Origin of the sequence: Kribbella sp. NPDC051936 (assembly GCF_040680955.1) — a bacterium.
In the GTDB taxonomy this organism is placed as follows: Bacteria; Actinomycetota; Actinomycetes; order Propionibacteriales; family Kribbellaceae; genus Kribbella.
Map to the genome: position 1 here is coordinate 516,311 of NZ_JBFAXS010000003.1, position 12,104 is coordinate 528,414.

The 12,104-nt window shown below is 70.2% G+C and carries 13 protein-coding genes; 7 read left to right on the top strand and 6 right to left on the bottom strand.

Translation table 11 applies throughout. The features are described from left to right. Nucleotides 1-3 precede the first annotated feature (3 nt). On the bottom strand, nt 4-1,335 hold the full coding sequence (locus AB0L64_RS12725; protein WP_363710284.1) for a hypothetical protein: 1,332 nt from the start codon (nt 1,333-1,335) through the stop codon (nt 4-6). 175 nt (nt 1,336-1,510) lie between these two features. Between AB0L64_RS12725 and AB0L64_RS12730 the strand changes: the two genes are divergently transcribed. The 4 genes from AB0L64_RS12730 to AB0L64_RS12745 are packed head-to-tail and all read left to right on the top strand — an operon-like array spanning nt 1,511 to nt 5,564. Continuing rightward, nucleotides 1,511-2,773 carry a DUF6350 family protein gene (locus AB0L64_RS12730; RefSeq protein WP_363710285.1) on the top strand — a complete coding sequence of 421 codons (1,263 nt, stop codon included), beginning with the start codon at nt 1,511-1,513 and terminating at the stop codon, nt 2,771-2,773. Between the two features lie 10 nt (nt 2,774-2,783). Further along, nucleotides 2,784-3,425: a phosphoribosylglycinamide formyltransferase gene (purN, locus tag AB0L64_RS12735; protein ID WP_363710286.1), complete on the top strand. Its 642-nt coding sequence runs from the start codon at nt 2,784-2,786 to the stop codon at nt 3,423-3,425. Next, complete coding sequence (gene purH, locus AB0L64_RS12740) at nt 3,422-4,981, top strand: bifunctional phosphoribosylaminoimidazolecarboxamide formyltransferase/IMP cyclohydrolase (protein ID WP_363710287.1); 1,560 nt, start codon at nt 3,422-3,424, stop codon at nt 4,979-4,981. Before purN ends, purH begins: the two co-directional genes overlap by 4 nt. A gap of 40 nt (nt 4,982-5,021) precedes the next feature. Beyond that, complete coding sequence (locus tag AB0L64_RS12745; protein ID WP_363710288.1) at nt 5,022-5,564, top strand: hypothetical protein; 543 nt, start codon at nt 5,022-5,024, stop codon at nt 5,562-5,564. Nucleotides 5,565-5,600: 36 nt separating this feature from the next. Here AB0L64_RS12745 and AB0L64_RS12750 read toward each other — a convergent pair whose 3' ends face one another. Both AB0L64_RS12750 and AB0L64_RS12755 read right to left on the bottom strand, forming a co-directional pair. Continuing rightward, nucleotides 5,601-5,870, bottom strand: coding sequence for a DUF3017 domain-containing protein (locus AB0L64_RS12750; RefSeq protein WP_359938612.1), 270 nt, complete (start codon nt 5,868-5,870; stop codon nt 5,601-5,603). 43 nt (nt 5,871-5,913) lie between these two features. Then, nucleotides 5,914-6,771: a bifunctional methylenetetrahydrofolate dehydrogenase/methenyltetrahydrofolate cyclohydrolase gene (locus tag AB0L64_RS12755; protein ID WP_355696189.1), complete on the bottom strand. Its 858-nt coding sequence runs from the start codon at nt 6,769-6,771 to the stop codon at nt 5,914-5,916. A gap of 277 nt (nt 6,772-7,048) precedes the next feature. Between AB0L64_RS12755 and AB0L64_RS12760 the strand changes: the two genes are divergently transcribed. Beyond that, nucleotides 7,049-8,038 carry a pirin family protein gene (locus tag AB0L64_RS12760; protein WP_363710289.1) on the top strand — a complete coding sequence of 330 codons (990 nt, stop codon included), beginning with the start codon at nt 7,049-7,051 and terminating at the stop codon, nt 8,036-8,038. On the opposite strand, the gene AB0L64_RS12765 is transcribed toward AB0L64_RS12760, so the two are convergent. Further along, complete coding sequence (locus AB0L64_RS12765; protein WP_363710290.1) at nt 8,035-8,346, bottom strand: cupin domain-containing protein; 312 nt, start codon at nt 8,344-8,346, stop codon at nt 8,035-8,037. The two genes, AB0L64_RS12760 and AB0L64_RS12765, sit on opposite strands and share 4 nt — an antisense overlap. A gap of 72 nt (nt 8,347-8,418) precedes the next feature. Between AB0L64_RS12765 and AB0L64_RS12770 the strand changes: the two genes are divergently transcribed. Then, complete coding sequence (locus tag AB0L64_RS12770) at nt 8,419-9,351, top strand: helix-turn-helix domain-containing protein (protein ID WP_363710291.1); 933 nt, start codon at nt 8,419-8,421, stop codon at nt 9,349-9,351. Here AB0L64_RS12770 and AB0L64_RS12775 read toward each other — a convergent pair. Together AB0L64_RS12775 and AB0L64_RS12780 are read right to left on the bottom strand one after the other, a co-directional pair. Continuing rightward, the gene (locus tag AB0L64_RS12775; RefSeq protein WP_363710292.1) at nt 9,336-9,980 is read right to left on the bottom strand and encodes a phosphotransferase; all 645 of its coding nucleotides are present in this window, start codon (nt 9,978-9,980) and stop codon (nt 9,336-9,338) included. The genes AB0L64_RS12770 and AB0L64_RS12775 overlap by 16 nt on opposite strands. Beyond that, nucleotides 9,981-11,243, bottom strand: a complete 1,263-nt coding sequence (locus tag AB0L64_RS12780; protein WP_363710293.1) for a glycoside hydrolase family 18 protein — start codon at nt 11,241-11,243, stop codon at nt 9,981-9,983. Nucleotides 11,244-11,329: 86 nt separating this feature from the next. Here AB0L64_RS12780 and AB0L64_RS12785 point away from each other — a divergent pair, with 86 nt between their 5' ends. After that, entirely contained in the window at nt 11,330-12,040 is a 711-nt protein-coding gene (locus tag AB0L64_RS12785) for a transporter substrate-binding domain-containing protein (protein ID WP_363710294.1), read from the top strand. Nucleotides 12,041-12,104 lie beyond the last annotated feature (64 nt).

The window sequence follows — 12,104 nt, forward strand, 5'->3', positions numbered from 1 at the left end:
TTCCTACTTGTAGGCGGCGGAGCGGTCGACCGCGCGGATCAGCGTCTCGTTGAACGTCGCGTCGGTGAGGTCCAGGTTCTTCAGCACCGGGAACAGCAGGTAGACCGCCCGGTTCCCGGATCCGGCGATGCCGATCCGGTAGACGAACTTCTTCCCGTCGCCGGTGTCGTAGGTCGCCTTCCAGCTCTTGCCGCTGACGGTGCTGGTCTTGACCGTGCCGGTCGACTCGACCTTGGCGTTCGAGACGTTCTTCTCGCAGGCGTCGACGTTCTTCTTGACCTGGCTGACGAAGGTCGAGGCGGCGGCCGCGGTGGCGAACTTGGCGACCGTGTCGTCCATGCCGAACTCGGTCGGCACCTGCGCCTCCGGCGTCACATAGGTGACCGTGCCGTACTTCACCGGCTTGGTCTTCTTGAGGTCGATCTTCTCGCAGCCGGTGCCGGTGCCGGTGCTCGCGGTGGCGCTCACCCACGGCTTGTCGATCTCGTCCAGCAACGGCAGGTCGACCGACGCCATGAAGCCGGGGGTGTCGACGTTCGGCAGCAGGGCCGGTTTCGCCAGCGGTGCGCCGGTGCCGCAGCCACCGGTCTGCGCGCAGATCTTCTTCGCCGCCGCGTTCGCGGTCGCCAGCACCGCGTCCGGACGCGGCGGGGTGGCGGCGGTCGTGTCGTGCTCGACGACCATGGTCGCCTGCCCGGCCAGCGTGACCGCGACGGTCCGGTACTTCGTCTTCGATCCGGGCAGTTGCGCGAAGACCGCGATCACGCCCTGCTCGCCGACGCCGGACGTCACGTAGCCCGCCGACAACCGGGTCTGCGGTGTCGTGCATTGGCTGAGCCAGTGCACGACCGTCGAGTACGTCTTGGCCGCGGTGGCCTTGTCGTTCGACACGTCGACGTACTGGACCGCGGTGTCCTTGGTGGCGGAGTTCTGCAGGGTGCGGACCCAGGTGCGCAGGCCGGACGGGTCCGCGAAGCGCTGCAACTGGCACGCGAACGCGCTGTCCGGCGCCGAGTCTCCGTCCGCGGTCTTGGTGACCGCCCACGTGCCGGTCGCGCCGAGCGTCTTCGCGCCTACGGCGTCCAGCAGCGCCTTGTCGTCGGTCAGGACGTCGGAATTGGTCGGCTTGTCGTCCGACGGGCCGCTGCCTGCCTTCGGACCTGCCTTGTCGTCGCCGCCGAACGCGTTCAGTGCGGCGACACCGCCGCCGCCGACCAGCACCACGACCGCGACCCCTGCGGCGATCGTCTGGTTCCGCTTGCGCGCCTGCTGGCGACGCGCTTCCCGGGCAGCGGCGCGACCGCCGCCGCGTGGTGCACGGTGGGAACCGGCCAAAGCTCGACCTCCTGACTGATTCCACCCGACAGTACCCGGTGAACCCCGGCGGGCCCCACTCCGCTACCACCAGGCGAACTCTCGTGGACCGAGCGTGAGCAAGCGGCCTGAAGTCTCCCACATCCGGCGTGTCAGGACGAGTGGTGTCCGCGGACGGGGAGACCATGGGAGTCAGATGACCGACATGCTGAGCCGCCCGGGCGCGCGGGACGGCGAAACGAGCGCTGCGCAGACGTCGGAGATCGCCGCCCGGACCAAACCCTTGGTCGTGTCGGCCGTGATCTCCGCCGGGGCCTGCCTGCTGACCGGTCTGCTGACCTGCGCCGCGGTCGCCGTGATCGGCTGGCTGGGGGCGACGTTCGGCGGCGCGTCCGGCGCGGTCCGGGCCGGTGCGTCGGCCTGGCTGGTCGCACACAAGGCCGGGGTGACGATCGGCACCGGCCGGATCAGCATTGCGCCGCTCGGCCTCACCCTGTTCTTCGCCTGGTGCCTGTACCGCGGCGGCAAATCGGCGGCCCGCTCCAGTGCGGCCGACCGCACCAAGGACCTGATCGCGCTGGGCGGGGCGTTCGCGCTCGTCTACGGGCTGGGCGCGCTCGTGATCGCGTTGCTCACGGCGGAGGGCTCGCTGAAGGTGTCGCCGTGGTCGGCCTTCCTGGGCGCGTTCTCGCTCGCGTTGATGGCCGGGCTGGCGGGGATCGTGGTCGAGTCCGGAGCCGGCGCGGACATCGCGGACGCCACACCGGCCGGCCTGCGGGACGTCGTACCGGCCGCGACGGCCGCCGTACTGACCGTGATCGCGCTGGCGTCGTTGCTGTACGGCGTCCTGCTCGCGATCCACTTCTCCCGGATCACCGGGATGCTCGAACTCCTCGACGCCGGCGTGATCGGCTCGGTCGTGCTGTTCGCGATCTGCCTGATGCTGGTGCCGAACATGGTGCTGTACGTCGTCGCGTTCCTCGCCGGGCCCGGCTTCCAGTTGGGGGCAGGTACGACGATCGCGCCGACCGGCGTGGACGTGGGGAACCTGCCCGCGCTCCCGCTGCTGGCCGCGGTCCCTGCCGACGGCGCGACCCCGTCGTACCTGCTGGCGCTGACGGCCGTGGTGCCGCTGGTGGCCGGTGTGATGGCGGGGCTGGTCGTCGTACGGCGTGGGCTCGTGGAACGGGACGCGTACGCGCTGGGCTGGGACGCGTTCGCGTTGCGCGGCGCGATGGCGGCGCTGGTCGCCGGGGTCGTCCTGTTCGTGCTGCTCGCGCTGTCGGGCGGGTCGGCGGGGCCCGGGCGGATGTCCGCGGTCGGGGTGCCGGCGGCGCTGCCGGCGGCCGGTGTGCTGGCCGCGGGCATGGCGATCGGGGCCGCGATCACAGCCGCGGTGGTCGCGTCCCGCCGTCCGCCCGGCCGACCGGATGACGAGGAGACCGACGCCGGGCGATAGGCTTCCGGCCGTGACTTCTGCTGTGGACCCCGGTCCGGCTGATCCTGCGCGAGCGCGCCTCGTCGTGCTCGTGTCGGGGTCGGGGTCGAACCTGCAGGCCTTGCTGGACGCCTCCGCCGACCCGGCGTACGGCGCTCAGGTCGTCGCTGTGGGCGCCGACCGGGACGGGATCGCCGGCCTGGACCGCGCTGCGGCCGCCGGGGTGCCGACCTTCGTCCACAAGGTGAAGTCTTACGCCGAGCGCGCGGACTGGGATCGCGCGCTGACCGAGTCGGTCGCGGCGTACAAGCCTGACCTCGTGGTCTCGGCCGGGTTCCTGAAGCTGGTCGGCGACGACTTCCTCGCGGCGTTCGGCGACCGGTACATCAACACCCACAACGCGCTGCTGCCGGCCTTCCCCGGGATCCACGGTCCCCGGGACGCGCTGGAGTACGGCGTGAAGGTCGCCGGGGCGACGCTGTTCTTCGTGGACGGCGGCGTCGACACCGGGCCGATCATCGCGCAGGTCGTGGTCCCCGTGGCCGACGACGACACCGAAGAATCCCTGACCGAGCGGATCAAGGAGGTCGAACGCCGCCAGTTGGTGGAGTGGGTCGGCCGGCTGGTCCGCGAGGGCTGGACCATCACCGGACGAAAGGTTCGACTGAAGTGAGCACCGACCGCAGGCCGATCCGCCGGGCGCTGATCAGCGTCTATGACAAAACCGGCCTGGAGGAGCTCGCTGGGGCGCTGCACGCCGCCGGTGTGCAGCTGGTGTCGACCGGCTCCACCGCGGCCCGGATCGCGGCCGCCGGCGTACCGGTGACCAAGGTCGAGGAGCTGACCGGCTTCCCCGAGTGCCTGGACGGGCGGGTCAAGACGCTGCACCCGCTCGTGCACGCGGGGCTGCTCGCCGATCTGCGCAAGCCCGATCACGTCGAGCAGCTGCAGGAGATGCGGGTCGAGCCGTTCGACCTGCTGATCAGCAACCTGTACCCGTTCACCGAAACGGTCGCCTCCGGCGCGTCGGTCGACGAGTGCATCGAGCAGATCGACATCGGCGGTCCGTCGATGGTCCGCGGCGCGGCGAAGAACCACGCGAACGTGGCTGTCGTGACGTCCGCTTCGCAGTACTCGTCGTTGCTCGCCGCCTTGAGTGAGGGCGGTTTCTCGCTCGAGGAGCGGCAGCGGCTGGCGGCGGCGGCGTTCGTGCACACCGCGGAGTACGACATCGCGGTCGCGTCCTGGATGGGCAACGTGCTCACCGACTCCAGCGAGGGCTCCGGCTTCCCGGCCTGGGTCGGCGCCTCGTGGGACAAGTCCGCCGTACTGCGGTACGGCGAGAACCCGCACCAGCCGGCCGCGCTGTACCTGAACGGGCGGGGCGGGCTGGCCGCGGCGGAGCAGCTGCACGGCAAGGAGATGTCGTACAACAACTACGTCGATGCCGACGCGGCCCGTCGGACCGCCTACGACTTCAGCGAGCCGGCCGTCGCGATCATCAAGCACGCGAACCCGTGCGGGATCGCCGTCGGCAAGGACATCGCCGAGGCCCACCGGCGCGCACATGAGTGCGACCCGGTGTCGGCGTACGGCGGCGTGATCGCGACGAACCGCCCGGTCACGGTGGACCTGGCCAAGCAGGTCGCAGAGATCTTCACCGAGGTGCTCGTGGCGCCCGCCTTCGAGGACGGCGCCGCCGAGATCCTGCAGGCGAAGAAGAACATCCGGCTGCTCGTCGCGCCGGAGGTCTCCGCCGACGAGACGGTCGAGATGCGCGCGATCAGCGGCGGCCTGCTGCTGCAGCACCGCGACCGCTTCCAGGCCCCCGGTGACGACCCGTCGTCCTGGACGCTCGCCGCCGGCTCGCCTGCCGCACCGGAGGTCCTGGCCGACCTGGCCTTCGCGTGGAAGGCCTGCCGCGCCGTCAAGTCCAACGCGATCCTGCTCGCCGCCGACGGCGCCTCGGTCGGCGTCGGCATGGGCCAGGTCAACCGCGTCGACTCCTGCCGCCTCGCCGTCTCCCGCGCCGGCGACCGCGCAACCGGCTCCGTCGCCGCCTCCGACGCCTTCTTCCCGTTCCCCGACGGCCTCGAGGTCCTCATCGAAGGCGGCGTCAAGGCCGTCGTTCAGCCCGGCGGCTCCATCCGCGACGAGGCCGCCATCGAAACCGCGACCAAGGCCGGCATCACCATGTACTTCACCGGCACCCGCCACTTCTTCCACTGACGCTCGACCCCCGGCCCCCGCCGCGCAGTAGGTTGTGCGCATGCGAAGGCTGGGGGCTTTGGCGGTTGCAGTGCCCTGTCCGACCAAGCGGTTGCCGTCACGGCCCGAGCTGCCGACGGCGGCGTACCAGCGGATCACCGTGACGCGCCTGCAGGCGCCGAACGATGCTCTGCGCGCGCCTCGTCCGGGGTATGCGCAGGTGATCTTCGCGTGCTCGTACGAGGAGTGGAGCTGGCAGTACGAGTACGACGTGCTGACGAACTACAACCCGCCGGGCCGGCACTGGGCCGGCGACGACCGTGGCGATCAGTTGAACCCGCCTGCGAACAGTGACGTCGGCCGCGCGCTCGGTTCGTCGGCGGATCCGTTGTCGGACGACTGGATGGCGAGGTCGTACACCGAGGACTCGTGGCCCGAGCGGGAGCTCGTCACGGCGTACGAGGTGAAGCGGGCCAACCTCACGCGGGCGAAGGTGGTTGCCGCGCGCAATGCGTACGCCAAGGGGTGCTCGGTGAAGTACATCGCGCCGCTCCTCGATGCTGTGCGGGTCAGTGTCTATGCGCCCTGGGCCTGGACGATCTGAAGCTGCGGCAGTAGGAGACCTGACGGCCGTCCGGGATCAGTTCGGGATGATCAGGCCCAGGACGGCGATGGCGGTGGCGGTGAGGATCAGGAAGCTGGTGTCGAACATGCGGCTGCGGATCTGCAGGAGGCCGGCCGCGGTGTCGGAGAGGGTGGCTCGGAGGACGGCGGCCAGGCCTACGGCGCCGGCGAAGACAAGTACGCCGTTGCGCCAGTCGTAGAACCAGAGCACGACCAGGCCGGTGAGGGCGACCAGGAGCGTCAACGCCAGCGGCCACTGACTGCGGCGTTGGGCCTCGCCCGCCATCAGCACGCCGTACCCGTCTCGGCGCTCCGCCGTACGCCGGCGGTCACTGCGCCAGGCTCGCTTCGGCGGCCTCGACGACGTTGGTGAGGAGCATCGCCCGCGTCATCGGGCCGATGCCGCCGGGCATCGGCGCGATCCACGCGGCCTGCTCACGCGCGGCGTCCTCGATGTCACCGACGATCTTGCCCTCGGCGTTGCGGCTGGTGCCGACGTCGAGGAGGACGGCGCCGGGCTTCACCATGTCCGCCGTGATCAGCCCGGCCGAACCGGCGGCGGCGATCACGATGTCGCCGGTCCGGACGACGGCGGCGAGGTCCTTCGTGCCGGTGTGGCACTGGGTGACGGTCGCGTTCTCGCTGCGCCGGGTGAACAGCAGCCCCATCGGCCGGCCCGCGGTCACGCCGCGGCCGACGACGACCACGTGCGCGCCCGCGATCGGTACGTCGTACCGCCGGAGGATCTCCACGCAGCCCTTCGGGGTGCACGGCAGCGGGCCGTCCTGGCCGAGGACGAGCTTGCCCAGGCTGACCGGGTGCAGGCCGTCGGCGTCCTTGGCGGGGTCGATCAGCCCGAGGATCGTGTTCGTGTCGACGTGCTTGGGGAGCGGGAGCTGGACGATGAAGCCGGTGCAGTCCGGGTTCTCGTTGAGCTCCTGGACCTTGGCGGCGATCTCGTCCTGGGTCGCGGTCGCCGGCAGCTCGACCTGGATCGAGGCGATCCCGACCGCCGCGCAGTCGCGGTGCTTGCCCGCCACATACGCCCGGCTGCCCGGGTCGTCGCCGACCAGGATCGTGCCGAGCCCGGGCACCACACCCTGCTCGGCAAGCTTCGCGACCCGGACCTTCAACTCGTCCTTGATCGCCGCCGCCGTCGCCTTGCCATCCAGAATCTGCGCCGTCACGACTCCAGAGTCTGCCACGCGCGCGGGCCCGGGTCGCATCCGGCTCGGCCTCACTGGGGTGAGCGGACGTGCGCCACTCACCAAGCGCGCCGCGGGCGCGGGCGCGCAGCGTGAGGTTGGTCGGACGAAGGGGCTTTCGGGAGGTTGGTGAGTGATGGAGGTCCGCACCCAGCGCTGCGTGCCGGCCAGTTCCGCGGCGGCCCGGGAATGCGGGCGCTCTTGCTCCGGTTCGAGGAGATAGTTTATTCTTGAACTACCAATCAGCGAGGAGCACACCATGCCCGCCGTGACCGTCAGCGACATCACCGTCCTGCCCCGCATCAGCGAGCAGGACCCGGCCGTGGTGCGGGAGCGTGCCGTGAAGTCGGTGACGTCCGCGCCGAGCGGCTACGAAGGCGAGGGCTTCCCGGTGCGGCGCGCGTTCGCGGGCGTCGACCTGCGCGACCTGGACCCGTTCATCCATATGGACCAGATGGGTGAGGTCGAGTACGCGCCGGGTGAGCCGAAGGGCACCCCGTGGCACCCGCACCGCGGCTTCGAGACCGTCACGTACATGCTCGACGGCATCATGGAGCACCAGGACTCCACCGGCGGTGGCGGAGTGATCTCCAACGGCGACACGCAGTGGATGACCGCGGGCAGTGGCCTGCTGCACATCGAGACGCCGCCGGAGCACCTCGTGGTGAGCGGTGGCCTGTTCCACGGCATCCAGCTCTGGGTGAACCTGCCCAAGGCGCTCAAGTGGGCACCGCCGCGCTACCAGGACATCCGGGGCGGCGACTCCGCTCTGCTCTCGACGCCCGACGGCGGCTCGCTGATCCGCGTGATCTCCGGAACGGTCGACGGCCACAACGGACCCGGTTCGACCCACACCCCGATCACGCTCGTCCACGCCACGGTCAGCCCCGGCGCGGAAATGGTCCTGCCGTGGCAGCCGGACTACAACGCTCTCGTCTACGTCCTGGCCGGCCAGGGCACGGTCGGCGCCGACCGCCGCCCGATCCGCAAGGGCCAGTTGGCCGTCTTCGGTCCGGGCGACACCATCCGTACGGCGGCGAGCACGTCGCAGCCGCAGGCGGAGCCCAACCTCGACGTCCTGGTGATCGGCGGCCGCCCGATCCGCGAGCCGGTCGCGATGGCCGGCCCGTTCGTGATGAACACCCGCGCCGAGGTCATCCAGGCCTTCGAGGACTTCCAGGCCGGCAAGCTCGGCACCATCCCCGCGGTCCACGGCGCCCCGACCGAGCTGCGTAGCACCGAGGACTAACCCTCGGGGTAGAACAGGAACAGCGTGCAGCCCTTCGCGGACTGCGGAATGTGTGACGACCCGGCCGGGGCGTGGATGAACGAGCCGGCCGGGTAGTCGCGGGTGCCGTCGTTGAAGACGCCGTCGACGACGAAGACCTCCTCGGGTCCCGGGTCGTGGACGTCGATGCCTTCCCAGCGTGATCCCGGTTCCATCTGCAGGACGAATGCCTTGGCCACCGCCCCGGACCACAGCGGTCGCAGTCTGATGCCGGGAAAGATTTCGCGGACCGGTGCGGCGTCGACGGACGCCCATTCGTAGGTCTCCATGGGTCCGATCCTCGCGGTGTCCACAGGTTTGTCCCCAGTGTCTGGATAGTCCCGGTAAGGTACTTTTCTGCCATGCACCGGGTTGTCGCACTGGTGACCGCGCCGCAGGCGAGTTTCGAGCTCGGGTGTGCGGCCGCGGTCTTCCGCGACGCGCCGTACCGGTTCAGCGTGTGCACCGAGGAGCCGGGCGCCGTCCGTACCACCGAGGGTTTCGACATGGTGGTCACGTCCGGGCTGCGCGCTCTCGACCGGGCCGGCACGATCGTCGTGCCGGGCTGGTTGCCGATCAACCGTGAGCCGACCTCGGCCGTCGTCCGCGCGCTCACCCGGGCTCATCGACGCGGTGCTCGGCTCGTCAGCATCTGTTCGGGCGCATACCTCCTTGCGGCGACCGGGCTGCTCGACGGGCGCCGGGTGGCCACGCATTGGCGGTACGCCGAGGAGCTGCAACGCCGATTCCCCGCGGTACAGGTGGATGCGGATGTGCTGTACATCGACCACGGCGACGTCGCTTCGAGTGGCGGGTCCGGGACGGGGATCGATCTCTGCCTGCATCTGGTACGGCGGGATCAGGGCGCGGCGTATGCGGCCCGGGTCGCGGGGCGGATGGTGATGCCGCCGCATCGCGAAGGTGGTCAGGCGCAGTACCGCTCCGAGAGCCCAGGAAACGCGGGAAGTTCAACTGACGGAGTGGGTGCTCTGCTGGCGTGGACGGTGGAGCGATTGGGGGAGCCGATCACGGTCGACGACCTGGCGCGCCGCGGAAACGTGTCGACGCGGACCTTGGCGCGCCGGTTCGAGCAGCAGGTGGGCATGGCTCCGGGGCAGTGGTTGCTGGCGCAGCGGATCGCCAGAACACGTGTTCTGCTGGAGGAAACGGACCTTTCCGTCGAGGCCATCGCGCTGCGGGTCGGCCTTTCGTCGGCGACCAATCTGCGCCGCAGGTTCCGCGCCGCGCTGCATACCACCCCGAGCGCCTACCGGCGGGCCTATCGGGGCAGGTAGTCGCCGGCGTCGTCGAGCGTGATGTAGCGCTCGATGCGCGGGTCGCCCGGGTCCCCGCCGTACAGCTCGACGAAGCGCCGGGCCGCGGGCAGGCCGCCGTACTGCGGGTTGAGGCCGCCGCGAAGGCTCTTGAACATCAACGCGAGGTCCAGGTAGCGGTCGCCGACGCCGAGCCGGCTGAGGTCGAGGAGGCCGGCGAAGCGGAGCGTCGCCGGGTCGATGAAGACGTTCGGCGCCGCGTAGTCCCCGTGCGTCACCGCGGATCCCGCACCGGGAAAGGGTGACGGGAATGGGCAGCCCGTGAGCTCGTCGAGGGCGCGAAGGCCCTCGGCCAGAGCGGCCAGGACCGCGGGACGGTCTGCCGCAGGCCAGTCCTGCGAGGCGTCCCGGCCGGCGAGCTCCGTGGTCAGGAGCCAGTTGTTGCCTCGGTCAACGACGCGCGGGCAGGGGAATCCCGTCGAGGCCAGCCAGGACAGCCGGTCCGCCTCGAGGTCCAGACCGGCCCCGGCCTTGTAGTACAGGCGTTCCCGGCCGCGGCTGAGCTTGACCACGGTCGCGCCGGAACAACCGACGTGGACCGGTTCGGCCTGATGAGCGCCGAACCGGTCCTGGAGAGTCTGGAGATCCACTCAGCGAAGGTTACGGTGCAACGCCGAGATCAGCTCCCCGTTTTCGGTGTCGCCGTCGAGCGACCAGATCATCGCCCCGCCCAGGTCGCGGTGCGAGATGTACTGCGCCTTGCGCCGCATCTCGACCGGGTCGTCCCAGGTCCAGAACGTCGTACCGTCGAACAGCCAGGCGAACCCGGCGCGGTTGTCGCGGTAGACGGTGTACTTCGCCAGCTGTGCCTTGAGGTAGCGGTAGTCCTCGGTGCCGGCGTCGAACGTCGACGGCGCCGGACCGGTCGACGGCTGGAAGAGACCGTGGTTCTGGTTCGTCACACCGGTCCAGCCGTGCGAGTAGAACGGCACACCCATCACCAGCTTGCTGCGCGGCGCGCCGCGGGACAGGTACGCGTCGATCGTCACCTGCGAGCTGAACTCCGGCGTCGTCGGATCCCCTGCGGGGCCGTCGATCGCCGACTGCTGGTTGGTGAGCGTCTCCCACGGTCCGTGGTAGTCGTAGCCCTGCGTGGTACCGAACGTCAGGTCCTTGAAGAGCTTGCGGACCTCGAAGCCGCGGTCGATCATCGCCGGGTTCGCGGGCAGGAACGCGGTCAGGTCGTGCCGGCCGGGCAGCCGGTCGAGCTGCTTGCGGTACTCGTGCACCAGCGCGGTGAAGTTCTGCTTGTCCTCCGGCCGGATCACGTTGCCCGGGTTGCCTTCGCTGGCCGGCCACTCCCAGTCCAGGTCGATGCCGTCGAAGATCCCCTTCGCGGCGCCGGCCGGCAGACCGGGCAGGTTGCCTTTCAGCCAGAGGTCCAGGCAGGACGTCACGTGCGCGGCCCGCGAGGCCGGCGTGAGCGCCGCGTCGGAGAAGTGCGCCGAGCCGGTCCAGCCGCCGAGCGAGATGCTGATCCGGAGCTTCGGGTACTTCTGCTTGAGCTGTTTCAGCTGGTTGAGATTGCCGTTGAGCACCTGACCGGGCTCGTCGGCCTTGCCGTTCACACTCTGCTCGGCGGTGAACGGCCGCTGGTAGTCGGCCCACGGGTCGCTGCTGTAGCAGTTCCCCTGGGCGTCGACGAAGCCGAACGCGTAGTTGATCTGGGTCAGCCGGGCCGCGGACCCGTTCTTGACCAGATCGCTGACCAGGAAGTTCCGGGCGTAGCCACTCCAGTTGGTGTAGTAGCCCACCACTCGTTTGTCGCTGCCGTGTGCTTCGGCAGGCACGGCGACAGTCGTTGGAACGACCATCGCGGCCGCCACCAGCAGCCCCACACTCCGACGCCTCATAACACCCCCATCGGACGGTTCCTGCGGGACACAGTAGGACCCCCACCCGACTTAGGCAATGACTCTGCGAAAACTACAATGCCGGTATGACGACTGTTGCCGGCGATCTTGCGCCGTCCGGGGTGCTGCGGGCCTCGATCAATCTGGGGAATCCGGTGCTGGCGCAGGGTACGACGGAGGCGCCGGCCGGCGTGACCGTCGACATCGCGCGGGAACTGGCCGAGCGGCTGGAGTTGCCGTTGGAACTGGTCTGCTTCGACGCGGCGCGGAAGTCGTTCGAGGCGATGACGACCGGCCGGGCGGATCTCTGCTTCCTCGCGATCGACCCGGCGCGCGCGACCGAGGTCGCGTTCACCGCGCCGTACGTCGTGATCGAGGGCGTCTACGCCGTCCCGCGAGAGTCCGCGCTGACGACGGTCGCCGAGGTCGACGCGCCGGGTGTGCGGATCGGTGTGAAGCAGGGATCGGCTTACGATCTCCACCTGACCAGGACGTTGCGCGAGGCTACGGTCGTCCGCGGCGCGGAGGGCGTCGACGTCTTCCGGGCCGAGGGGCTGGAGGCGGCGGCCGGCATCCGTCAGCCGATCACCCGGTATGTCGCCGAGCACCCGGAGCTCCGCCTGATCGACGAGCGGTTCATGCAGATCCAGCAGGCCGTCGGCACCGCGAAGTCGAAGCGCCCCGAGACGGTTGCCTACCTCCACGACCTGATCGAGGACCTGAAGTCCTCGGGGTTCGTCGCCCGGTCCCTGACCGCCTCCGGCCAGGCCGACGCCACCGTGGCTCCGGCGGCCTGATTCGCCGCCCAGCGGGTGCCGGCGATCCGGAAGCTCACCGTCGAGGTGTCCGGTGACGACGGCA